Source organism: Mesorhizobium sp. B2-1-3A, from assembly GCF_006442655.1.
Taxonomy (GTDB): domain Bacteria; phylum Pseudomonadota; class Alphaproteobacteria; order Rhizobiales; family Rhizobiaceae; genus Mesorhizobium.
The window spans coordinates 593,870-616,956 of the sequence record NZ_VFWK01000003.1; the positions used below are offsets into that span (position 1 = coordinate 593,870).

Below are 23,087 nucleotides of genomic sequence, written 5' to 3' on the forward strand. Positions count from 1 at the left end.
GTTCTCCGTGCCATCATACCAACTATATCAGGGCGTGGACAAACAAGGATCCGCCCGTTGCATCCTATTATCGATACCTCACTGTGGCTGGCGCACAAGCGGCGTGCGCTCACCCACCCGGTCGACGGTGCCGATTTCCTCATGAGCCGCGCTGCCGAGGACCTTGCCGACCGGCTGGGCGCCGTCGAGCGCCGGTTCGGCAAGGCCGCGGTGCTGTTTTGCCAGACGCCGGCCGCGGTCGACGTGCTCGCCGCCAGTGGCAAGGTGGCGGAAATCGCCCGCGTCGAGACGGATACGGTTTTCCTGGATGGTGCCGCCGGCTTGGTCGCGCCGCTGGAGACAGTGCCCTTCGAGCCGCAAAGCCTCGATCTGGCGGTATCGCTTCTGTCGCTGCAGGCGATGAACGACATTCCCGGCATGCTGATCCAGATCCGTCGCGCCTTGCGTCCGGACGGGCTCTTTCTCGGTGCCTTCGCCGGTGCCGGCACGCTCAGCGAGCTGCGCGAAAGCCTGCTTGCGGCCGAGACCGAGCTCTATGGCGGCGTCAGCCCGCGCGTCATCCCCTTCACCGACGTGCGCGACGCCGGTGCGCTGCTGCAGCGCGCCGGCCTCGCTTTGCCGGTTGCCGACGTCGAGACGGTGACGGTGCGCTATGCCAATTTGTTTGCCCTGATGGCCGATCTGCGCGCCATGGGCGAAACCAGCGCCCTCGCGGACCGCAGCCGGCGGCCGGGCTCGCGCCGGCTGTTTGCCCGCGCCGCCGAGATTTACGCCGAGCGGTTTTCCGACCCGGACGGTCGGATCCGGGCGAGCTTCTCGATGGTCTGGATGTCCGGTTGGGCACCCGATGCATCGCAGCAGAAGCCACTGAAGCCTGGCTCAGCCAAGGTCTCGTTGAAGACTGTATTGGAGGGTCCGGAAGGACATTGACCGGCCCGCGGGTGCGGACAGGGTCGCAAGTCAGTGTGCGAAAGCGTTCGCGAGCCTGCTGCCGTTGTCGCTGAACAACCAGGTAATTGAGTTGAAGACCTGGCCGATGCCGCCGATGATCGTCAACGACAGCACCATGATGATCAGGCCGTATTCGACGGCCGTGGCGCCATTGTCGTCCTTCAGAAAACGCAGCAGCACTGTTTTCATCACCTTGATCCCCGTTGCCAGGACCTTACCGCCGATCTGTTAAGAAAGGTTAACGGCAAAGCCTTAACAGGCGGTGAAGCCGCCGCCTTCTCGGAAAATTCTTAACCATGTCAGCAGTCACCGCTGGTCCTGCCATCGGACCCGATGATGCAGACCGAACCGGGCTGTGGCTGCAGCACACTGCGACGCACCGTATAGGTGCCGCGATGGCCGATCGAGCCGGTGGTTGTCATGTCGAGGCCACCGGGAAAGTCGTCTCGCACGGATTGCGAGCGCGTCTGGCTGTCGAGGAAAGGGGTTGCGATCAGCGCCAGCGCCACCGCGGCCGACCCGAACAGCAGCGTGACGCGCAGGATGCCCATGCCGGCATCGGCGGCACGAAAGCTCCGGTCAGGCCGGATCGAGTCCCAATCCCTGTCTAGGCTCATGCTGTCGCTCCCGGGCAAATCGGCCGTGCGGCCGCGACGACACGGCCATGCATCAATTTTTCATGATGAGATAAATCTTCCATTAACGCTGGCTGATATGGACCGTGGTCCGATCAGTTGCGATCCTCAGAGCAGATCGATGAGGAACGGAATCAGCGGCGCGTCGGCCGGCGGCATCGGATAGTCGCGCATCTGCTTTGGCCGCACCCATTTCAGCGCCTGCCTTCCCTGGGCTGCGCAATGCCCCGGAAGCGGCGGCACACAAACAGCGGCATCAGGAGATGGAAGTCGTCATAGGAATGGCTGGCGAAGGTGAGCGGCGCCAGGCACGGGATCTCGGTCTCGATGCCGATCTCCTCATGCAGTTCACGGATGATGCATTGTTCCGGCGTCTCGCCGGGCTCGACCTTGCCGCCCGGAAATTCCCACAGGCCGGCAAGCTGCTTGCCTGGCGGCCGCTGTGCCAGGAGCACGCGGCCGTCGGTGTCGACCAGCGCACAGGCGGCGACCAGGAGCAGGCGCTTGCCGGTATTCACCAGATCATTCATGACCAATTTCACTCATGACCGGGCGGCCGGCGGTAGTGGTATCGGTAGACTTCCTCGAAGCCGAGTGAACGGTAGAGCGCAAGCGCCGGCGCATTGCCAGCCTCGACCTGCAGCCAGGCTTCGCGCGCGCCGCGCAGCCTCGCCCACTTGAGCGCCGACAGGATCAGGTTGCGGCCGTGACCCTTGTTGCGCGCCGACTTGTCGGTGGCGACCTCGAACAGGCCGGCAAGATCGCCGTCATGCACGCAGATCAGCGTCGCCAGCGCCTCTGCTCCATCCTCGAGCGCGAACAGCCCGGCCTCGGGCTGGATGGCGCCTATGATCTCCGACAGGCCGGGCCGCAGCGAAACGTCCGAGCCGCTGACCTTGAGCGACGCGCCGATGAAGCGGCTGATGTCCTTGAGCGGAATCTGATCCATGGCGGCGTCGAGCTGGGCATCGGCCAGCGGCAGCCGCATGACCAGGGATTCGTCGAACCGGCTCCAGCCCTCCTTGTCGAGATGATTCGCCAGATCGGGACCCGAGAGCGGCGACATGCGGAACGTCAGCGGCCTTCCATAGGCATCGAAACGGCGGCTGGCCCGGCCGATACGGTCGGCGATGTGCTGGATGTCGCCGGGATCGAGCGGATTGACCGAATTCAGCCGCTTGGCCGGATGGCCGGCTGTGAGCCGCACCACCCAGGTGCCGTCATAATGGACGGCGGCCGCCGGCCAGGCGCGAAAACCGGCCGCCTCGTAGCGACGCACGATCGCGAGCATGCTTGCCGGATGCCTGGAAGCCAAAACCGTCAGCTCCGATAATCGCCATTGATGGCAACGTATTCCTTGGTGAGATCGCAGGTCCACACCGTTGCCTTGCCGCGGCCGATGCCGATATCGGCGCGGATACGAATATCGTCGCGCTTCATGTAGGCGGAGGTCTTTTCTTCCGAATAGGCCGGATCGCGCTCGCCCTCATGCGCCAGCCGGTTGTCGCCGAACCAGATCGACAGCCGGTCGCGGTCGGCGGGCTCGCCGGCCTTGCCGACGGCCATGACGACGCGGCCCCAATTGGCGTCCTCGCCGGCGACCGCTGTCTTGACCAGCGGCGAATTGGCGATCGACAGCGCTATGCGCTTGGCCGAGCGGGCCGATTTCGCACCGGTGACGGTCACTTCGACCTGCTTGCGGGCGCCCTCGCCGTCACGCACCACTTGCAGCGCCAGCGACTTCAGCACCTTGCCGAGCGCCCGGCGGAACTGGCCCAGGCGCGCATCTTTCGGGTCGGTGATCTCAGGCGCGCCGCGCTTCGCGGCCTTGCCGGTGGCGAAGATCAGCAGCGTGTCGCTGGTCGAGGTGTCGCTGTCGACGGTGACCGCGTTGAAGGTCTTGGCCGTGCCACGCGACAACAGGTCCTGCAGCACCGGCGCCGCGATCGGCGCGTCGGTCGCGATGAAGGAGAGCATCGTCGCCATGTCGGGGGCGATCATGCCGGCGCCCTTGGAGATGCCGTTGATGGTGACTTCGGTGTCACCGAGCTTGATCGTCTGCGTCGCCACCTTCGGATAGGTGTCCGTGGTCATGATGGCCTTTGCCGCCTCGGTCCACAGGTCGGGCTTGCCATCGCTGACCAGCCCGGCGAGCAGATGGCTGAACTTGGTTGTGTCGAGCGGCTCGCCGATGACACCGGTCGAGGCCAGGAAAACCTCACCGGCCGTGCAGCCGGCGGCCTTGGCCGCCGCCTCGCCGGTCAGCGCGGTGGAGTCGCGGCCCTTCTTGCCGGTGAAGGCGTTGGCGTTGCCGGAATTGACGACCAGCACCCGTGCCTTGCCGGCGCCAAGGTTCTGGCGGCAGAAATCGACCGGCGCCGAGGGGCATTTCGACTTGGTGAACACGCCGGCGACCGTGGTGCCGGCGTCGAACACCATGGCCAGGAGATCGGTGCGGTTCTTGTACTTTATCCCCGCTTCGGCGGTGGCGATGCGCACCCCTTCGATGACCGGCATCTTGGGGTATTTCTTCGGCGCGAGCGGCGAAATCGTCGTGGACATGGGGACCTCGGGCGGGAAAATCGCAAGGGAAGGCCGGTTTGCCCGATACGGCGCGCGGGCGCAAGGGCGTTTTCGCCGCGCCTGCCGGGGCGGCCAACCAGGCCGGATCAAGCCTGCATTTCAAATCTGTTGGCATCGCCGGCGCCTGTGGCGCTATGATCGCGCCCCATGGGCAGGCTTGCGATCCTCGCATGGGCATTTCTGGGGTTTTTGCTGCTGAGCGCCGACGCTGAGCCGGCGCGGCGCGTGGCGCTCGTCATCGGCAACGGCACCTATGCCGAGGCCGGGACGCTGGCCAATCCGGTCAACGACGCTCTCGACATCGCCGACAAGCTGCGCTCCATCGGCTTCGAGGTCATCGAAGGCAATGATCTCGGCAAGCGCGAGCTCGAACGCAGCATCGGCGAGTTCTCCGATGCGCTCGAAGGCGCCGGCGTCGGGCTTTTCTACTATGCCGGCCACGGCCTGCAGGTCGACGGGCGCAATTACATCGTGCCGGTCGACGCCAGGCTCGACATGCCGGTGAAACTGCAGCTCGAAGCGGTGCCGATCGACGAAGTCCTCGACATCATGGAACAGCAGACCAAGGTCAGCCTGGTGTTTCTCGATGCCTGCCGCAACAACCCGTTTGCCCGCAGCCTCAGCCGCACCGCCACCACGCGCTCGGCGACGGCGCTCGCCGGGCTGGCGCAGTTCGATTCGACGCGCGGCTCCTTCATCGCCTTCTCGACGGCGCCGGGCGCGGTCGCCATGGACGGCACCGGGCGCAACTCGCCCTTTGCATCAGCCCTCTTGCGGCACATCGCCGAACCCGGCCAAAGCATCAACGACATGATGATCGCGGTGCGCCGCGACGTGGTTTCGCAAACCCGCGAAGGCCAGCGCCCCTGGGAACAGGGCTCGCTGCTCGAACGCTTCGAATTCGTCCCGGGTGCAGGGCCTGCGCCGGAGCCCAGGCCGGCTGCCGAGCCCGCGCCGGGCTCGCAGGTCGCGGCACTGGAGCGCTCCGTCGGCGACGACAAGGCTTCGATCGAAAAATTCCTGCGCCGGGATTATCTGACGCCCGACACTAGGACGATGGCTGACATGGTCAAGCGGATCTACGGCCCGTCCGCTACCATCTTCGGCACGCGCTACGACAACGATGCCCTCGTCAAGGTGAAGACCGACTGGTTCGCGCAATGGGCCTCGTGGTCGCTCGGGCTGGAACCCGGCAGCCTGGAGATCACCCCGCATGGGCAGGACCGCGCCGATGCAGCCTTTGCCATGCGCTACGACTATGTGCCGAAGGACAAGTCGGCGGCAAGGCTGACCGGCAAGGCGCGCGTCACGCTCGGGCTGGTCAAGGCCGTGGGGGGATGGCGCATCGAATCCGAAACCTCGCAAGCCATGCAATGAGAGGTGATCCGCGGCGCATTCACGCGTTTTCGCGCGATATGAATTCAGTGGCGAAACAGAGCAGTCCGGCAATCGGCAGCGCCAGGCCGATCCAGGACACCAATGGCCAGCCGCCTTGCGCATACGCCCAGCCGCCGACGCCCGAGCCGATCGCGCCGGCGATGAAGAACGTCGCCATGTAGAGCCCGTTGAGACGGCTGCGATGTGCGGCGCCGAGCGAGAACAGGTCCCGATAGCCGAGGACAAGGTTGGTCTGCACGCCGAAGTCGAGCACGATGGCGGCGACGACCAGTAGCGCCAACGAAAGCGTCGAGCCGGTATGGGCGATGTGGGTTACGAGAAACGCGACGGCAACGCACAGCATGGCAAAGGCGGTTGCCGGCCGGCCCCATCCGCGGTCGGCGGCTCTTCCTGCGAGCGGCGCGGCGATTGCGCCGGCGACGCCGGCCAAGGCGAACAAGCCGATGCCGCGCTGCGTCAAGCTGAACTCTGGACCGGCCAGCAGCAGCGGCGTCGTCGTCCAGAACAGGCTGAAAGCCGCGAAAAGGAATGCCTGGTAGAGAGCCCGCCGGCGCAGGACGGGCGTCGTGCGCGCAATATGCACCATGGATGCCAAAAGCGCGCCATAGCTCAGACGCGCCGTCGGCACGCGCCTGGGCAGCGCAAACCTCAGCACCACGGCCAGCAGGATCATGACGGTGCAAGAGGTGAAGTAGACCACGTGCCAGGACGACAGCGCGGTGATGAAGCTGGAAAACGGGCGTGACAGCATGATACCCAGCAACAATCCCACCGAGACATTGCCGACCACGCGGCCACGCCTTGCTTCCGGCGCCAGGTGCGCCGCATAGGGGATAAGCATCTGCACCGCGACCGACCCGAGGCCGACAAACAGCATCGCGGCCAGAAAAGCCATTGGCTGCGTCGAAATCGCCGCGCCCAGCAAGGCGAGCGTTGCAACGGCGAGTATGCCAAGCACGAGCCTGCGGTTTTCCACGAGATCGCCTAGCGGCACGATGAACAGCAGGCCCACCCCGTAGCCGATCTGGGCCATCGTAACGATCAGGCCCGCCGCATGGGGCGGCAGGCCAAGTTCGGCGCCGATCGGGCCAATCAGCGGTTGTGCATAATAGATATTGGCAACGATCAGCCCGCAGGCCGCTGCCAGCAGAAAGGTCATCCAACTCGAAATCGTCGTCTCGGCGGGCGCGGAGCCGGATGCGATAATGGTCGTCATGGCGATACCGATCGGAACGGAACGTTCCGTTGAATAGAACGAACCGTTCCGTTTCGTCAAGCGATGATGTATGAATATCTCGATGTACGGGCATATCTTGGCATCGGCGCTTTTTGCGGCCAAATGGCTTCATTTGGCGTCCGCAAGAATGCTGCCAGGAACACGAGCGCTTTTGCTCCGGACGGTTCCTGTCCGAGCAAGAATGTGGTGAGGCAAGGAGTTGCTGGCGGGTTGTTGGTCCAGCAGAGACGAGAACCCGCTTCAGGAGGAACGGCCAATGAACGAAATCGCCGATCCGGCACGCAGATCGATTGGCGCCAGGCGCAACCCCGACAGCGCCGAAGCGATTCTGGAGGCCGCCGAGGCCGTGCTGGTCGAGGCCGGTTATGCCGGGTTCTCGATCGAGGCGGTGGCGCGGCGCGCCCGTGCCGGCAAGCCGACCATCTATCGCTGGTGGCCGAGCAAGGCGGCCCTGCTGCTCGAAGTCTACCAGCGCCAGAAGCGCGTCGACGTTCCCGATACGGGAAGCCTGGAAGAGGATCTCGTCGGCTTCCTGGTCAATCTGTTCGCGCACTGGCGCGAGACATCGTCGGGCAACGTGTTCAGGTCGCTGATCGCCGAGGCGCAGTCGGATGAAACCGCGGCCGCGGCCCTTGCCGGTTATGCCGGAGGGCGCCGCACCCACACCGGCCTGATCATCGAGCGCGCCAAGGCAAGGGGCGAGATCACCAGCGACATCGAGCCTGGCGTGGTCGCGGACCTCGTCGCGTCCTATGCCTGGCGGCATCTCTTGACCAACCGGCTCGACGAGCCTGAGGCGGCGATACGCAAGATGGTCCGCTATCTCCTGCAAGGCATAGCGGCGCCCGGTAGATAACGGCATCGGCGACACCAGCAAAAAGGGCGCGGCAACCCTTGGCTGCCGCGCCCTTTTTGAAAAAACCGTCCGGGCTTACTTGCCGGCTTCCATCGTATCGACAGCCTGCTTCAGCTTGGCATCGGGGATCTCGACCTTGGCATCGGCGCGCAGCGACTTGACCAGCGCGAAATACTTGTCGCGGATGACCGCCTGCTTGGCCTGGTCCTTCACCTCGTCGAAGGCCGGCGGCTGCTTGGCACGCTTGTCCTCGAGCTTGATGACATGCCAGCCGAACTGCGACTGCACCGGCTGCTCGGTGTATTTGCCGACCTCAAGCGCGAAGGCCGCCTTGTCGAATTCCGGCACCATCTGGCCAGGCCCGAACCAGCCGAGGTCGCCGCCATTGGACTTGCCCGAGGGATCGCTCGTGTGCTCGTTGGCGAGCTTCTGGAAGTCGGCGCCGCCGTCGAGCTGCTTGATGATCGCCTCTGCCTCTTCCTTCGTCTTCACGAGGATGTGACGGGCATGCACCTCGTTGACCGGCGGCGTGTTGGCGATCTCCTGGTCGTAGCGGGCGCGAATCTCGGCGTCGGTGACCTTGTCGACGACGCCCTTCTCGACCATCTCGCCATGCAGCGCGCGCTGCTGCAGGAAGGCCATGCGGCGCTGGAAATCGGGATCCTTGTCGAGACCGTCGGTGACGGCCTTGGCAGCCATGACGCGGATCTCGATGGCGGCCGAGAGGGCCGCGGCGCGGCGCTGTTCGGGCGGCAACTGCGCGAATTGCTGCGACAGCTCGCCTTCGGCAAGCACCAGATCGGCTTCAGTCAGGGGCTGGCCGTTGACCGTGGCGACCACGGCGTTCGGATCGACCGGCGCCGCCGCGGGGGCCGCCGCATCGGCCGGAGCAGCAGGAGCGGTCTCCTGCGCCATCAGCGGCGACAGGCAAAGAGCCGACAGGCCGAAGGCCAAGCCAAGGCTGGCGAGCGACGCACGGCGGAACAACAAGGACATAAGGATGACTCCGGTGAAGGATTGTAAGAGGGATGGCTTCCAGATCAGCCAGATTGTGGCGGAATTTGGCGCGGCCTGCATGGCCAGCGCGGCGTTGACATCAGTTGAGCCCCCTCTTATCTGTCCAACGACTTGGCGTCCAGAACCGTTTTCCGGGCGCTATTTGTGTTTGCCCGCGTTCAGGCGGTGCGTTCACGCGGATTTGATGGGGCCGGCCGGCGCCTGTCTCAAGATTGAGAATTCTATCGAAAGGACCATTGGATGGTCAGTCTCGGCGGTCTCGCCCGTAAGGTTTTCGGTTCCTCCAACGACCGTCGGGTCAAATCAACCCGGCCCCGCGTCGAGGCGATCAACGCCATGGAAAACGAGATGCGGGCTCTCTCCGATGCCGAGCTTGCCGGCCGCACGGAGAAATTCCGCCAGGATATCGCCAATGGCGCCAGTCTTGACGATCTGCTGATCCCGGCCTTCGCAACCGCACGTGAGGCGGCGCGCCGCGTGCTCGGCATGCGCCCCTTCGACGTCCAGCTGATCGGCGGTATGGTGCTCCACAATGGCGGCATCGCCGAGATGCGCACCGGCGAGGGCAAGACCCTGGTCGCGACGCTGCCGGTCTATCTCAACGCGCTCGCCGGCAAGGGCGTCCACGTCGTCACCGTCAACGACTATCTCGCCACCCGCGACTCCGAATGGATGGGCCGCGTCTACAAGTTCCTCGGCCTCTCGGTCGGCGTCATCGTTCATGGCCTCTCCGACGAGGAACGCAGCACCGCCTACGCTGCCGACGTCACCTACGCCACCAACAACGAACTCGGCTTCGACTATCTGCGCGACAACATGAAGTATGAGCGCGCCCAGATGGTGCAGCGCGGTCACAACTACGCGATCGTCGACGAGGTCGATTCCATCCTGGTCGACGAGGCACGTACGCCGCTGATCATTTCCGGTCCGCTCGAGGACCGTTCGGAAATGTACAACACGATCGACACCTTCATCATCCAGCTGCAGCCGCAGGACTATGAGATCGATGAAAAGCAGAAGACCTCGATCTTCACCGAGGAAGGCACCGAGAAGCTGGAGAACCTGCTGCGCGATGCCGGACTGTTGAAGGGCGAGTCGCTCTACGACGTCGAGAACGTCGCCATCGTCCACCACGTCAACAACGCGCTGAAGGCGCACCGGCTGTTCCAGCGCGACAAGGACTATATCGTGCGCAACGGCGAGATCGTCATCATCGACGAATTCACCGGCCGCATGATGCCGGGCCGCCGCTATTCGGAAGGCCTGCATCAGGCGCTGGAGGCCAAGGAGCATGTGGCGATCCAGCCGGAGAACCAGACGCTCGCCTCCGTCACCTTCCAGAACTACTTCCGCCTCTACAAGAAGCTTTCCGGCATGACCGGCACGGCGCTGACCGAGGCCGAGGAATTCGGCAACATCTACGGTCTCGAAGTCACCGAGATCCCGACCAACCTGCCGGTCATCCGCAAGGACGAGGACGACGAGGTCTACCGGACGGTCGAGGAGAAGTACAAGGCGATCGTCAAGGAGATCCGTGAAGCCAGCGCCAAGGGCCAGCCGACGCTGGTCGGCACGACCTCGATCGAGAAGTCCGAGCAACTGGCCGACCGCCTGCGCAAGGAAGGCTTCAAGGATTTCGAGGTGCTGAACGCCCGCCATCACGAGCGCGAGGCGGCGATCGTCGCGCAGGCCGGCAAGCCGGGCGCCATCACCATCGCCACCAACATGGCCGGCCGCGGCACCGACATCAAGCTCGGCGGCAACGCCGAGATGCGCATCGAGGACGAACTGGGCGACATGCCTGCAGGTCCCGAGCGCGAGGCGCGGGAAAAGGAAATCCACGCCGACATCGAGCGCCTGAAGGAAAAGGCGCTGGCCGCCGGCGGCCTCTATGTGCTCGCCACCGAGCGCCATGAATCGCGCCGCATCGACAACCAGTTGCGCGGCCGCTCCGGCCGCCAGGGCGACCCCGGCCGTTCGAAATTCTTCCTGTCGCTGCAGGACGATCTGATGCGCATCTTCGGTTCCGAGCGCATGGACGGCATGCTGCAGAAGCTCGGCCTCAAGGAAGACGAGGCGATCATCCATCCCTGGATCAACAAGGCGCTGGAAAAGGCGCAGAAGAAGGTCGAGGCTCGCAACTTCGACATCCGCAAGAACCTTTTGAAATATGACGACGTCTCGAACGACCAGCGCAAGGTGGTGTTCGAGCAGCGCATCGAACTGATGGACGGCGAAGGCCTCTCGGAAACCATTGCCGAGATGCGCGAGGGCGTCATCGACGAGATCGTCGCCAAGGCGATTCCCGAAAACGCCTACGCCGAACAGTGGGATGTCGCGGGCCTGAAGGCCGAGGTCGCCGAATTCCTCAATCTCGACCTGCCGATCGAGGAGTGGGCCAAGGAAGAAGGCATCGCCGAGGACGACATCCGCGAGCGCATCACGCAGGCCGCCGACGCCGCCGCCAAGGAGCGCGCCGAGCGTTTCGGCCCAGAGGTGATGACCTATGTCGAGCGTTCGGTGGTGCTGCAGTCACTCGACCATCTGTGGCGCGAGCACATCGTCAATCTCGACCATCTGCGTTCGGTCGTCGGCTTCCGCGGCTACGCCCAGCGCGACCCGCTGCAGGAGTACAAGGGCGAGGCATTCGAGCTGTTCCAGGCAATGCTTGGCAATTTGCGCCAGGCCGTTACCGCGCAGCTGATGCGCGTCGAACTGGTCCGCCAGGCCGCCGAAGCCCCGCCGCCGGAAGCGCCCGACATGTTCGGCTCGCATATCGACGGCACCACCGGCGAGAACGATTTTGGCGACGGCGAGACCGCCCTCCTGGTGCGCCAGGAGCAGAACGCCGTCGTCGCCCCCGAGGATCGCGATCCGAACAACCAGGCGACCTGGGGCAAGGTCGGCCGCAACGAAGCCTGCCCCTGCGGCTCGGGCAAGAAGTACAAGCACTGCCACGGGGCGTTTGCGTAGTCGAAGTAACGCGGCTATCGCCACCAATCAAAAATGAAAGATGCTATCAGAGAGGCTAATATACCTAGGCAGAACGAGAATCCTCTCTCGAACCATCTTTGGGATCGCGTCGGAACCGCAAATGCCCTTTGCACAGAGCGCGTATCTAAGTTCGCTAAGGTTCGTATGGTTGTTAGTTCGTTGGTTACGGCTGCTTTCTCACTTGCAGCGTGAGCTACTGCTGCTGTCAGAACCTCTAACTCAGCTTTCTGACGGCTCGCTTGACTTCCAAGCTCTTCAATTGCACTTAGCGCGTCGGTCAGGTTCTGACGAGCCTGATCAATTTTTAATAAACGCTCATCGACTGACGATTCGCTATCGTCTAATATCTTGGCCAAATCAAACTTGCCGATCTTGGTCGGAAAGCCGAGATCGCGCAGATAAGAGAGCAACACTTTTCCAAGTTGGCTCGTAAAACCTGCACCCAGTGCTGATAGTGCACCAATCACGTCAGGGCCGACGCTCATTTTACATTGTCCCTCTATTCACCTTCTTTTGAACTCGACCCCTTTTCAGGGGCGCGCTCAAATTCAACGCTAAAATTATTTGGTCCATGCACGCGTCTAATATGCTTTCCCATCCGTGCTATCGATCGCGGGGCGATCAATAGAACAAGAATTAGGCCTAACGGCCAACTCGACGCAAGATTTGAAATAAAGGTGCAATCCATTTCCGCCCCCTTCTAGAAAGCGAACTTGTTCGTTTTTTGCCAATCACTAGGATTAGAAGCACATCGATCTGCGCAAACTACATATTGAGTTTATGACACTCGTCAACTTGCTAACTGACGGATTTTTAACGAATCTGGTTAGGTCAGGCGGTTCGGGAGCGGCTGCTGCAACGGCGCATTGTGACAAAGCCATTGTGATTCAAAACCTTTTCCGGCGAATATGAAAAAACCGGCTCGGCGCGAAATTTTCTGAAATAATTAGCTTGACAGTCACCTGTCCCCCGCCGGTCCCCCACAATGGGGGCACGCTGGGGATAAATCCCGCTAAACCCATGCTAACAATTAGATTTTTTGAATGGGAACTCTCACACAATAATTCATATGTTCTTTCTTTGTTCATGGCTTCACCTCCAGGGACCAGTTAGTGAGCTGGTCCCCAAAGTCCGCAGATTGCACCGCGAGCCGAAACCCGACCGCCATCGGCAATTCCTCTAGCCGTATCGTCGTTCGTATTCCGCAACACGCGGATCTCGAAAAGCGAATCCTTGGCTTCACTACTGCACGGACAGCTCCCGCGACTGGAGGTTCGTCACCTCGGGTAAACTCCCAGGCGTTCGCTTGCCTTTTGTAGTGCCATCGGCATGACAAAGCGCATGCCTTGCGTCGGTGGCTCTGTCGGCCCCTCCGCTACGACTTGAGCGTTCGTTGCTCGAAAAGCCAAATCGTTGGCTTTCATCCGCCACGCATCCCCACTGTCACCCAACCGTTTCTTAATGTGTCTCCGCTACACCAAAACCTGAAAAAGAGGCGGAAAACGGAGAGAGATCGGGGTGCGCTTTTCCGCGGCCACGACTGCCGGGCGGTTCTTGCCGCAGCGTTTGGCGCTGCGCGTGGAGCCGTTGCTCGGCCGCATCGACGCCGTGCTGTTCACCGCCGATGAACGCGGCGAAGCCGGCCGCATGTCGGTCATCGCCTTCTCCATCCGCATCGTCAGCGCCGTCATCGCCTTCATCAGCCAGGTGCTGATGGCGCGCTGGATGGGCTCGTTCGAATACGGCATCTTCGTGCTTGTCTGGGTGACGATGGTCATCGTCGGCAACCTCGCCTGCCTCGGCTTCCACACCTCGGTCATCCGCTTCATCCCCGAATACCGCGAGCGCGGCATGATGGACGAACTGCGTGGCATCGTCGTGGCCAGCCGCCTGTTCGTGCTGATCGCCTCGACCATCATCGCCGGGCTCGGCGCACTCGCTGTCTGGCTGGCGGCGCCCTGGATCGAAAACTACTACGTGATACCGTTCATCCTCGGCGCCATCTGCCTGCCGATGATCGCGGTGTCGGATCTGTTGCAGGGCCAGGCCAGGGCTAACAGCTGGGCGCTTTTCGCCCTGTCGCCGACCTACCTGATACGGCCGGTGCTGATCCTGCTGTTCATGGCGCTGATGCTTTTCGCCGGCTATGCCGCCGATGCCAGGACGGCGATTTTCGCCTCGATCGCCGCCACCTACGTCACCACGCTCGCTCAGCTGATCGGCGTCACCCACCGTATGGAAAGGCAGATCCCGGCCGGACCGATGAAGGTGCATTTCGCGCAATGGTTCGTCGTCTCGCTGCCGATCTTCCTGGTCGAGAGCTTCTTCTTCCTGCTCACCAATGCCGACGTGCTGATGGTCGGCGCCTATATGAATCCCAACGACGTCGCCGTCTATTTCGCCACGGTCAAGACGCTGGCGCTGGTGCATTTCGTCTATTTCGCCGTCAAGGCCGGCGTTGCCCAGCGCTACGCGCAGTTTACCCATGGCGAGCCGGAAAAGCTCGCCGCCTTCGCCCGCGAGACGGTGTCGTGGACCTTCTGGCCCTCGCTGCTGATGGCGCTGCTGGTGCTGGCGCTGGGCAAACCCATGCTGGTGCTGTTCGGCCCCGAATTCACGTCCGGCTATCCGCTTCTGTTCCTGCTCGTCTTCGGCGTCGTGGCGCGCGCCGCCGTCGGCCCTTGCGAAAGCCTGCTCACCATGAGCGGCAACCAGAACATCTGCGCCGCCGTCTATGCCATGACACTGGCCTTCAACATCGGCCTCAACGTGGTGCTGATCCCGCATTTCGGCCTGTGGGGCGCGGCCATGGCCACCGCCTTTGCCATGATCTTCGAAGCCAGCGCGCTATCCTTCACGGTGTGGCGCAAGCTCGGCATCGTCATGGCGATCTTCGTGCCAGCCAAAGGAGCCGCCTGATGGCCGCCATCCCGTTGCTCGAGGAAACCAGCGGCGGCACCGCCGGCGCCATGGTGTCCGGCCTTGCCGGGCTGGCGCGCGATCCCGACCCCGCCCATATCGAAATCTTCGCCAACAACCGGCCCGAGCGCAAGCTTGCCATCTATCCGGCATCGGCCGGTTTCGACCTGGTCGAGGAGCTGGACTATCTCTGCGCCCGCACAATCGAGCCGAACGTCTTCTTCAACCCGCGCTTCCTGGCGCCCGCCATGCCCCGGCTGGAGGATCGCGAAGTGCGGCTGGCCGTGATCCGCGACGGCGACGAATACCGCAACCGGCTGCGCCTCCTGGTGCCGATCTCGGTGGAGCGCCCGGTTGTCCCGCTCGGCGTTCCGGTGATGCGTACCTGGTCGAGCCCCTTCGGCCCGCTCGGCACGCCGCTGATCGACCGCGACGATCCGGTCGGCGTCGTCGAGGACTTCTTCTCGATGCTGTCGCGCCCGCATCTCAAACTGCCGAAAGTCTTCGTGCTCCCCGACATCAGGCTCGACGGCCCGGTGGCGAGCCTGCTCGGCACGGTGGCCGAAACGCGCGGCCTGACGCTGGTCACCACCGGCCAGACACTGCGCCCGGTGCTGGAGAGCGAGCTCGACGGCGACGACTATCTGAAGGCATCGCTGCGCTCGCACCATTATCGCGAGTTCCGCCGCCTGAAGCGGCGCCTTGCCGACCTCGGCAGGCTGGAGCATGTGGTGGCGCGCGGCCCCGAGGAAATCCGCCATGCCATAGAGAGCTTCCTGACGCTGGAAGCGTCCGGCTGGAAGGGCCGCGAGCGCACCGCCATGGCGATCGACCGCTTCCGGGCCGCCTTCGCCCGCGAGGCCGTGCACCGGCTCGCCGAACAGGACATGTGCCGCATCCATTCGCTGACGCTCGACGGCCGCACCATCGCCTGCCTGATCGTCTTCGTCGAAGCCGGCGTCGCCTATACCTGGAAGACGGCCTATGACGAGACGCTGGCCGCCTATTCGCCGGGCACGCTGCTTATGATCGAGGTCACCCGGCAGCATCTCGACGATCCCAACATCATGATGACCGATTCCTGCGCGGTGCCCGACCATCCGGTGATGAGCAGGCTGTGGAGCGAGCGCAAGCCGATCGGCACGCTGGTGATCGGGCTGACCACGGACGCCGACCGCCTCGCCCGCCAGGCCGCCTCGCAACTGCATCTCTATCGCGAGACCCGCAACATGGCGCGCCTGCTGCGCAACCGGATGAAGAGCCTGCTGAGACGGCGCTGAATGCCGGCCTCCAGTTTGCGACGACCCGGCCTTTGGATAGCCTTGTTGATCGGCCTCTTGATCCTGTTTAGACATATATTCGGGGACTGGATCCCCTTCTAGCCATCGGCTCGATGGCTGGCCGGCTGCCGCGCAACCGGCTGGTGTGAGCGTGCCTCCGCCGTCTCGCCGGTGTGGCCAATCTGCACCGCCGAGACCCCATCGAGAGCCGTATGGGCAAAGTCGTCCACACGAATGGCACACCGTCACATAACTGTAATGACGCGCGCCTAGCTAAATCGCCGCCACATCCCAACGCGCCGCTCCATTCCGATGCGCCGCTACATATCGAGGAAAGACCATGCTTTTGCGCACCATCATCGCCCCATTGGGCGTTTGCTTGTCCATGGCCACATCGGCCTTTGCGGCCGATCTGGTCGAAGCCCCGCCACCGGCAGCGCCGACCTGGACGATTGGAATAGAGGGAAGCCCGGAATTCTACGCCATCAACAATGGCAGCAACACCGCCCGGTCGCTTGCCGACACCTATTTCAAGCTCAGCGTGTCGCACAGTTTCGACAATAATTTCGTCGGTGGCATCTTTATCCAGCCCACCTTCAAGACCGGTGGAAAATCCCAGTACTACGCCGAAGCCAGCCTCGGCTACAAAATCAAGGTCACGGATGCCTTCACCCTGACCCCCAGCCTGGGGCTCGGCTACACCTGGCACGATACAGGCATCATCAAGGATGCGGATGCCAATGCGAATGTTCCTTACTACGCCCTGTATATCGCGGGCGATTGGAAGGTCTCCAAGCAATGGACCTGGAACGTCTTCAACTTCCGCTACCGCAACGCTTTCAACACCACCTGGGAAACGCCGAAGCTGGCCACCGGCTTGACCTACAGCATCGACTCCACCAACGCGGTCTATGCCAGCGTTGGCTATTCCTGGAAGAAGACCGACACCACTTCGGCCCCATACAACGATCTCGCGGGTGACAAATGGAATATCGCGATCGGCTATAAGCATTCGCTCTGAGCGGATTGGAAAGGGCGCAGGCTGGCGCTGTAGCCGGTCTGCGCCCCTCAATCCTGTCGGCGGGTTTTGCCCTGCATCATGCGCAGCCGAGCAATACGGATCAGTTCCTGAACATGGAATGGTGCCCCTAGCCGGGATCGAACCAGCACTCCTTGCGGAACTCGATTTTGAGTCGAGCGCGTCTACCAATTCCGCCATAGGGGCTCAGGCCGGACAGCCTGGATGGGCGCGGACTATACGGTCGGAGGCCTGTTCGTCAACTGGCCAATTCTCAGCAATCCCCGGATGCGACCAACTGCGCCTTTCGATTTCGTGGCGGCGCTGCCATTGTGCGGCGCGGAAAATCTTTCTAGACAGGCGGCGCATGATGCGTGGCGGGTCTGAAGGCACCGACGCGCAAGCCTGGGCCCCTGTTTTCATCCCTGCCATTGTCCCCGGGCGGCTGCGCATTTTGGACCACATGCATTAGGAGAGCCGATGCTTCGCGGACTGTACGACTGGACCTTGTCGCTGGCGGCCCGCAAATCCGCGGAATGGTGGCTGGCCTTCATCGCTTTCGTCGAGAGCTCCGTGTTCCTCGTGCCGGCCGATGTGCTCTATCTGCCGATGGCATTATCGCGGCCGGATCGTGCCTATCGCTATGCGCTGATCGCCACCGCCGCCTCGGTGCTGGGCGGCATTGCCGGCTGGTTCATCGGCCACTACGCTTATGAGGCGGTGGCACGGCCGATCCTCGAATTCTACGGCAAGTACGACGAGTTCGAGAAGCTGCGCACCTCGTCGGGCGTCGGCTTCATCATCCTGATGCTGATCACCTCGGGTGCGGCGCACCTGCCGCCGATCAAGGTGGTGACGATCCTGTCCGGCGTCATCGGCGTCAATCTGGCGCTGTTCATCGTGCTGGCCATCGTGGCGCGCGGCGCCCGTTTCCTGCTGTTGGCCTGGTTGTTGCGCCGCTATGGCGAGTCGATCCGCGAATTCATCGAAAAGCGCCTTGGCCTGATCGTTGGCGCTGCCGCCGCTGCCCTGATTTTGCTCTATATCCTGATCAAATACGCCCTCTGAGGCCCCGGTCTCAAAACCGGGTGACGGTTTTGAGGGGCAAGCGGACCCGGCGGGCGGCGAACACAACGGACGAAAGACCCATGACAGCGACCATGAATGTCGATACCGGACGCCAGCGGACGCGGACTGCCCTGTTTCTCGCCGTCGCCATGGCCGCGACCGTCGGCTCGGCGCTCGGCTTCCAGTACCTTGGCGGCTACATCCCCTGCCATCTCTGCCTGGAACAGCGCACCCCCTACTATATCGGCATACCGCTGATGGTGCTGGCGGTGATCGCATCGATGCTGCGCGCGCCCACATGGCTGACGCGCGGCCTGCTGGGCATTGGCGGCCTCTTGATGCTCTACGGCCTTTATCTCGGCGTCTACCATTCCGGCGTCGAATGGCAGTGGTGGGCCGGCCCGACCGACTGCACCGCGGGCGCAGGCCCGGTGGACACCGGCGGCAAGGGCGTGCTCGACGCGCTCGACAAATTCGTGCCACCCTCCTGCGACAAGGCGGCGCTCCGCATCCTGGGCCTATCGCTGGCCGGCTGGAACGCCATCGCCAGCCTCATCCTGGCCGCCGTCGCCTTCCGTGGTGCGCTGGCCCGCGACTAGTTAAATCAGCGCGGCACAGAGTTCGTCCAGAAATTCGGCAGGCTGAGTCGAATGGCGCGGCTTTCGAGAACCGGAGCGGAGCGTACTTAAGTACGTGAGCACAGTTCTACTGCGACGCAGTAGAACTGGGAAGCGCAGAAAGCTGCGTCAGGCGGCCAGTATGGCGGATTTCTGCCGAACTCTATGGTTCGAGTTCGACATCCCAGTAAAGATAATCCATCCAGCTTTCATGCAGATGGTTCGGCGGGAACAGGCGGCCGTTGTTGTGCAGATCATGCACCGTCGGCTGATAAGGCTTCTGCAGCGGCCACATCTTGGCGTGCGCCGGCATCATGCCGCCCTTCCTGAGGTTGCAGGGCGAACAGGCGGCGACGACATTCTCCCAGGTCGTCGCGCCGCCGCGATGGCGCGGGATGACATGGTCGAAGGTCAGATCCTCGGGCGTGCCGCAATACTGGCATTGGAAGCGATCGCGCAGGAACACATTGAATCGGGTGAAGGCCGGATGCCTGGACGGCTTCACATAGGCCTTCAGGCTGACCACGCTCGGCAGCTTCATGGAGAAGGTCGGCGAGGACACCGCATGCTCGTATTCGGCGACGATGTTCACCCGGTCGAGGAACACCGCCTTGATGGCATCCTGCCAGGACCAGAGCGACAAGGGGTAGTAGCTGAGCGGACGGTAATCCGCATTCAGCACCAGTGCTGGAAGCCCATCCGGAGATACGGCAACCGTCACGTGTTTACCTCCTTGGTTCTAGACCCGAACGGCGCGGATACTGTAAGCCCGACATGACAGGGATGTGAAGCGGATTGTCGCTTGCCCAAAGCGTCAAAAACCCTCGATTTTTATACTTTTTTGCGGATTCAGGACGGCGGCGCGGCGTCCCTGCCTCTGGTTTCGCGATAATAGGACCAGAAAAGCCGCGATGCGACACCTCGCCACGGGCTCCATGATTCGGCCAATGCGATCAGCGTTTTCTCCGGCGGACGCGGGTCGATGCCGAGCGCATGGCCGACCGCCGTTTGCAGCGCGACATCGCGCGCGGGAAAGATATCGGGGTGCCCGGCGGCAAACAGAAGGTACACTTCCGCCGTCCAGGGACCGATGCCGGGCACCGCGGTCATCGCCGTGATCGCATCGGTCGCGTCGAGCGAACAGAGGTGATTGAGGTCGAGACCGCCGGCCACGGCCTGCGCAACCGCGATCAATCCGCGCTGCTTGGGTCGCGACAGGCCGGCCTCGCGAAACATGTCCTCACCGGCGGCCAGGATCGCCTGCGGCGTCAGCGGATCGACCAGCCTGGTCAGCCGGCCGAAGATCGCATCGGCGCTCGCCCGGGAGACCTGTTGCGAGACGATGATCGAGGCCAGGCTCCTGAAGCCCGGCTCGGACAGCCTGAGCGGCACCTCGCCGGCCATGCCGCGCACCTTTTCCAGGCGCGGGTCGATGATGCAGAGCGCATCCAGGCCGCGGGCAATGTCGTCCAGTGTCGCGATACGTTGCATGGTTTCCTTGTCCTGGAATGTGCCGCAAGGTAGCAACCGCCGAAACAGCAGCACAACCCGATTGCCGCCAAAGACATGACGCTCCTGACATTCCGCTTCGCGCCCAGCCCCAACGGCGAACTGCATCTCGGCCATGCCTATTCGGCGCTGCTCAACCAGAAGCTGGCAAAGGTCACTGGCGGCCGCCTGCTGCTGCGCATCGAGGATATCGACACCACGCGCTGCACGCCGCAATTCGAGGCGGGCGTGCTTGCCGATCTGGAATGGCTGGGGCTTGGCTGGGAAGAACCAGTGCGCCGTCAGTCCGAGCATTTCGCGGAGTATCAGGCGGTGCTTGACCGGCTGATCCGCGAAGAACTCGTCTATCCCGCCTTCATGAGCCGAGGCGACATCAGGGCCTTCATCGCCGACAGCGAAAAGCGCGGACGTGACTGGCCGCACGATCCCGACGGCGTGCCGCTCTATCCCCCCGCCGACAAGGCGCTACCGGTGAAAGAACGCAAACGGCGCATCGCCGACAACGAGCCTTTTGCCTGGCGGCTGGATGTCGGCGCCGCCATGGCGCGTGTCGGCAAGGACCTCGCCTGGACCGAATTCACCGATGAGACACTATCCGCGACGCGCCCGGTCGAGGCCCGTCCACAGGATTGGGGTGACGTGATCGTGGCGCGCCGCGACATCCCGACCAGCTACCACCTCGCCGTCATTGTCGACGACACCCTGCAAGGGGTCAGCCATGTCGTGCGCGGCCAGGACCTGTTTTCCGCCACCGGCGTGCAGCGGCTGCTGCAGGAATTGCTTGGGCTGCCGCAACCCGCCTACTTCCACCATCGGCTCATCCTCGGGCCGGACGGGCGAAAACTGTCGAAGAGCCTTGGCGACACCGGCCTTGCCAAGCTGCGCGGGGCCGGCACGACACCTGACGACATCAGGCGGATGATTGGACTTTGACCTCTGCGAGGTCGGGAGAACCGGACGCCGGACCCACAGCTCCGTTGAATTCCCGTGATGCATGGATCAATCGTTTCGTTTTGCGCGCCGGGTTGAACGGGACTAGAGCATCGCCACGGTCAACTCTCCCCAACGCGGCGGTCTCCGGAAATGCACAGCATCAAGCGGTTCATCCCCGCCACCTTCGTCGTCCTGTGGGCGACCGGCTTCATCGGCGCGCGCTACGCCATGCCATGGGCGGAGCCGTTCACCTTCCTCGCCGCGCGTTTCGTCATCGCCGCCATCCTGCTGGCTGTCCTGATGCCGGTGCTGGGCTCGAAGCGAGCCACCCGCAAGGAGGCGCTGCACGCCACCGGCGCCGGCGTGCTCATGCATGGCGTCTATCTCGGCGCCGTCTTCTGGGCCATCCACCGGGGCATGCCGGCCGGGTTTTCGGCCCTGATCGTCGGCCTGCAACCGCTGATCACGGCGGTGCTTGCCGGCAAGTTCCTCGGCGAGGCAATCCTGCCGCGCCACTGGCTTGGCCTTGGCATCGGCCTGATCGGCATCGTCATCGTGCTGTGGCCAAAACTCGGGGCGCTGGGTGGCGGCGTGACCGCCGCGACCCTGACCGCCTCGCTGGTCTCGGTGCTCGGCATGAGCGCCGGCACCATCTGGCAGAAGCGTTTCGCTTCCGGCGGCGACCTCGTGGCCGCCACCATGTGGCAATATGTCGGCGGCGGCTCGCTGATGATCCTTGCCGCGCTTGCCTTCGAGACGCACACCGTCGTCATCAACGGCGAACTGATCTTCGCCATGGCCTGGCTCGTACTGGTGCTGTCGCTCGGCGCCATCTTCCTGTTGATGGTGATGATCCGCGACGGCGAGATGTCAAAGGTCGCCTCGCTGTTCTACCTCGTCCCGGCGGTAACGGCGGTCATCGCCTGGGCGTTGTTCGACGAACAGCTCAACGCGCTGCAGATCGTCGGCATGGCCATCACGACTTTCGGCGTTGGCCTGGCAACGGCGCGGCAGACCAGGGGAAGAATTGCAGGCAAGGGAAGGATCGAGGAACTGAGGAACTGAGGAACTAAAGAACTGAGGAACTGAGGAAGCAGCCTGTGTACTGCTTCTTCAATTCCCCAGTTCTTTAGTTCCTCAGTTCCCCTGCTCTTCAGTTCCCCTACCGCTACCGACTCATCCCACCCGGGCCCGCGCCTCCAGATAGCGGCTGATCGCGGCATTGAGCTCGCCGCCAAGGATGAAGATCGCCGAGACGATGTAGAGAAAGACCACGGCGATCATGATCGAGGCCAGCCCGGCATAGGTCGTCACATAGGACGAGAAATGGTCGAGATAAGTGGCGAACATCGTCGAGCCGATCAGCCACGCCGCCAGCGTGAAGACGATGCCCGGCACCAGCGAGACGAAGCGGCGCTTGCCGGCCGGCAGCCAGTAATGCACGGCAAACAGCCCGCCGATGATGACGGCTGAGGCAATGACGTAACGCCATAGCGTGATCGTGCCGGTATAGGGTTTGATCCACTGGAAATGGGCTTCCGCCAGCCGCGCCAGCAGCGGCGCGAACACCAGCAGCACGCTGATCGCCAGGAACCCTGCGGTGGCGATCAGCACGAAGAAGATGCTCTGCACACGACGGTAGATGATGCCGCGCGTCTCCGTGACGCGATAGGCCCGGTTGAGCGACGTGCGCAGCGCCTCGATGCCGTTCGAGGCAAAGTAGGCGGCGAGCAGCACGCCATAGGTCAACAGGTCGCTGCGCCGGACGGTCAGCACGTTCAGCACCTCATGCGCGATCGGCTTGGCGATCTGATCGGGCCAGGTGTCGAAGACCAGGTGCACGGCCGTGTCGGCAAAGGCCTCGGCGCCAAGGAAGCTGCCCAGCGTCGTGGCGAAAATCAGGAACGGAAACAGCGCCATCAGCGAAGTGATCGCCAGATGGCTGGCCATGGCCCAGCCGTCATCGGTGTTGAAATGGCCGAGAGCGTCGTAGAGCACGCGGCGCAGGGCGACAATATTCCGCAGCAAAAACGCGCGCTCCCCTTCGATTGTCTAGACGCCGCGAATATGGG

General features: G+C 63.2%; 22 protein-coding genes, 1 tRNA gene and 1 pseudogene. 12 read left to right on the forward strand and 12 right to left on the reverse strand.

The features are described from left to right. Positions 1-57 precede the first annotated feature (57 nt). Positions 58-930: a methyltransferase domain-containing protein gene (locus FJ977_RS14170; RefSeq protein ID WP_140772263.1), complete on the forward strand. Its 873-nt coding sequence runs from the start codon at positions 58-60 to the stop codon at positions 928-930. A 30-nt stretch (positions 931-960) separates the two neighbouring features. Here FJ977_RS14170 and FJ977_RS14175 read toward each other — a convergent pair whose 3' ends face one another. The 5 genes and pseudogenes from FJ977_RS14175 to argJ all read right to left on the reverse strand — a co-directional run bounded on the left by FJ977_RS14175 (position 961) and on the right by argJ (position 4,148). Then, a complete protein-coding gene (locus FJ977_RS14175; protein WP_140772265.1) occupies positions 961-1,140 on the reverse strand; it encodes a Flp family type IVb pilin in 180 nt (59 codons plus the stop codon). A 110-nt stretch (positions 1,141-1,250) separates the two neighbouring features. Further along, the gene (locus FJ977_RS14180) at positions 1,251-1,568 is read right to left on the reverse strand and encodes a hypothetical protein (protein WP_140772267.1); all 318 of its coding nucleotides are present in this window, start codon (positions 1,566-1,568) and stop codon (positions 1,251-1,253) included. Between the two features lie 126 nt (positions 1,569-1,694). Then, positions 1,695-2,116: pseudogene (locus FJ977_RS14185) on the reverse strand ((deoxy)nucleoside triphosphate pyrophosphohydrolase). 8 nt (positions 2,117-2,124) lie between these two features. Continuing rightward, positions 2,125-2,877, reverse strand: coding sequence for a GNAT family N-acetyltransferase (locus FJ977_RS14190; protein WP_140772268.1), 753 nt, complete (start codon positions 2,875-2,877; stop codon positions 2,125-2,127). A 29-nt stretch (positions 2,878-2,906) separates the two neighbouring features. Continuing rightward, entirely contained in the window at positions 2,907-4,148 is a 1,242-nt protein-coding gene (gene argJ, locus FJ977_RS14195; RefSeq protein ID WP_140772270.1) for a bifunctional glutamate N-acetyltransferase/amino-acid acetyltransferase ArgJ, read from the reverse strand. Between the two features lie 168 nt (positions 4,149-4,316). Here argJ and FJ977_RS14200 point away from each other — a divergent pair, with 168 nt between their 5' ends. Then, on the forward strand, positions 4,317-5,546 hold the full coding sequence (locus FJ977_RS14200) for a caspase domain-containing protein (protein ID WP_140772272.1): 1,230 nt from the start codon (positions 4,317-4,319) through the stop codon (positions 5,544-5,546). Between the two features lie 19 nt (positions 5,547-5,565). Here the strand turns inward: FJ977_RS14200 and FJ977_RS14205 are convergent, their stop codons facing one another. Beyond that, a complete protein-coding gene (locus tag FJ977_RS14205; protein WP_140772274.1) occupies positions 5,566-6,783 on the reverse strand; it encodes an MFS transporter in 1,218 nt (405 codons plus the stop codon). Between the two features lie 277 nt (positions 6,784-7,060). On the opposite strand from FJ977_RS14205, the gene FJ977_RS14210 reads away from it, so the two are divergent. Next, positions 7,061-7,660, forward strand: coding sequence for a TetR/AcrR family transcriptional regulator (locus tag FJ977_RS14210; RefSeq protein WP_140772276.1), 600 nt, complete (start codon positions 7,061-7,063; stop codon positions 7,658-7,660). A 75-nt stretch (positions 7,661-7,735) separates the two neighbouring features. On the opposite strand, the gene FJ977_RS14215 is transcribed toward FJ977_RS14210, so the two are convergent. Further along, positions 7,736-8,656: a peptidylprolyl isomerase gene (locus FJ977_RS14215; protein WP_140772278.1), complete on the reverse strand. Its 921-nt coding sequence runs from the start codon at positions 8,654-8,656 to the stop codon at positions 7,736-7,738. A gap of 261 nt (positions 8,657-8,917) precedes the next feature. Between FJ977_RS14215 and secA the strand changes: the two genes are divergently transcribed. Continuing rightward, on the forward strand, positions 8,918-11,650 hold the full coding sequence (secA, locus tag FJ977_RS14220; protein ID WP_140772280.1) for a preprotein translocase subunit SecA: 2,733 nt from the start codon (positions 8,918-8,920) through the stop codon (positions 11,648-11,650). A gap of 14 nt (positions 11,651-11,664) precedes the next feature. On the opposite strand, the gene FJ977_RS14225 is transcribed toward secA, so the two are convergent. After that, on the reverse strand, positions 11,665-12,156 hold the full coding sequence (locus FJ977_RS14225) for a hypothetical protein (protein WP_140772282.1): 492 nt from the start codon (positions 12,154-12,156) through the stop codon (positions 11,665-11,667). 1,033 nt (positions 12,157-13,189) lie between these two features. Between FJ977_RS14225 and FJ977_RS14230 the strand changes: the two genes are divergently transcribed. From FJ977_RS14230 to FJ977_RS14240, 3 genes are all read left to right on the forward strand, one after another. Then, entirely contained in the window at positions 13,190-14,590 is a 1,401-nt protein-coding gene (locus FJ977_RS14230; protein WP_140772284.1) for a lipopolysaccharide biosynthesis protein, read from the forward strand. Then, positions 14,590-15,870, forward strand: a complete 1,281-nt coding sequence (locus tag FJ977_RS14235; protein WP_140772286.1) for a GNAT family N-acetyltransferase — start codon at positions 14,590-14,592, stop codon at positions 15,868-15,870. Before FJ977_RS14230 ends, FJ977_RS14235 begins: the two co-directional genes overlap by 1 nt. A gap of 340 nt (positions 15,871-16,210) precedes the next feature. Then, complete coding sequence (locus FJ977_RS14240; RefSeq protein WP_140772287.1) at positions 16,211-16,891, forward strand: hypothetical protein; 681 nt, start codon at positions 16,211-16,213, stop codon at positions 16,889-16,891. A gap of 119 nt (positions 16,892-17,010) precedes the next feature. Here FJ977_RS14240 and FJ977_RS14245 read toward each other — a convergent pair. Further along, positions 17,011-17,095 (reverse strand) — tRNA-Leu (locus FJ977_RS14245). Positions 17,096-17,113: 18 nt separating this feature from the next. Between FJ977_RS14245 and FJ977_RS35790 the strand changes: the two genes are divergently transcribed. The 3 genes from FJ977_RS35790 (at position 17,114) to FJ977_RS14255 (ending at position 18,555) form a co-directional block, all read left to right on the forward strand. Beyond that, complete coding sequence (locus FJ977_RS35790; RefSeq protein ID WP_181179819.1) at positions 17,114-17,275, forward strand: hypothetical protein; 162 nt, start codon at positions 17,114-17,116, stop codon at positions 17,273-17,275. A gap of 93 nt (positions 17,276-17,368) precedes the next feature. Next, entirely contained in the window at positions 17,369-17,956 is a 588-nt protein-coding gene (locus FJ977_RS14250) for a YqaA family protein (RefSeq protein ID WP_140772289.1), read from the forward strand. Between the two features lie 80 nt (positions 17,957-18,036). After that, positions 18,037-18,555 (forward strand): disulfide bond formation protein B, encoded by a 519-nt coding sequence (locus FJ977_RS14255; RefSeq protein ID WP_140772291.1) that lies wholly within the window; start codon positions 18,037-18,039, stop codon positions 18,553-18,555. Between the two features lie 181 nt (positions 18,556-18,736). Here FJ977_RS14255 and FJ977_RS14260 read toward each other — a convergent pair whose 3' ends face one another. Continuing rightward, positions 18,737-19,294: an HNH endonuclease gene (locus FJ977_RS14260; RefSeq protein WP_008874122.1), complete on the reverse strand. Its 558-nt coding sequence runs from the start codon at positions 19,292-19,294 to the stop codon at positions 18,737-18,739. Between the two features lie 128 nt (positions 19,295-19,422). Next, positions 19,423-20,064, reverse strand: a complete 642-nt coding sequence (locus tag FJ977_RS14265) for a DNA-3-methyladenine glycosylase (RefSeq protein ID WP_140772292.1) — start codon at positions 20,062-20,064, stop codon at positions 19,423-19,425. 75 nt (positions 20,065-20,139) lie between these two features. On the opposite strand from FJ977_RS14265, the gene gluQRS reads away from it, so the two are divergent. Together gluQRS and FJ977_RS14275 are read left to right on the forward strand one after the other, a co-directional pair. After that, entirely contained in the window at positions 20,140-21,015 is an 876-nt protein-coding gene (gene gluQRS / locus FJ977_RS14270; RefSeq protein WP_140772294.1) for a tRNA glutamyl-Q(34) synthetase GluQRS, read from the forward strand. Between the two features lie 150 nt (positions 21,016-21,165). Beyond that, positions 21,166-22,080 carry a DMT family transporter gene (locus FJ977_RS14275; protein WP_140772296.1) on the forward strand — a complete coding sequence of 305 codons (915 nt, stop codon included), beginning with the start codon at positions 21,166-21,168 and terminating at the stop codon, positions 22,078-22,080. A gap of 111 nt (positions 22,081-22,191) precedes the next feature. On the opposite strand, the gene FJ977_RS14280 is transcribed toward FJ977_RS14275, so the two are convergent. Then, on the reverse strand, positions 22,192-23,043 hold the full coding sequence (locus tag FJ977_RS14280) for a YihY/virulence factor BrkB family protein (RefSeq protein WP_140772298.1): 852 nt from the start codon (positions 23,041-23,043) through the stop codon (positions 22,192-22,194). Between the last annotated feature and the right edge of the window lie 44 nt (positions 23,044-23,087).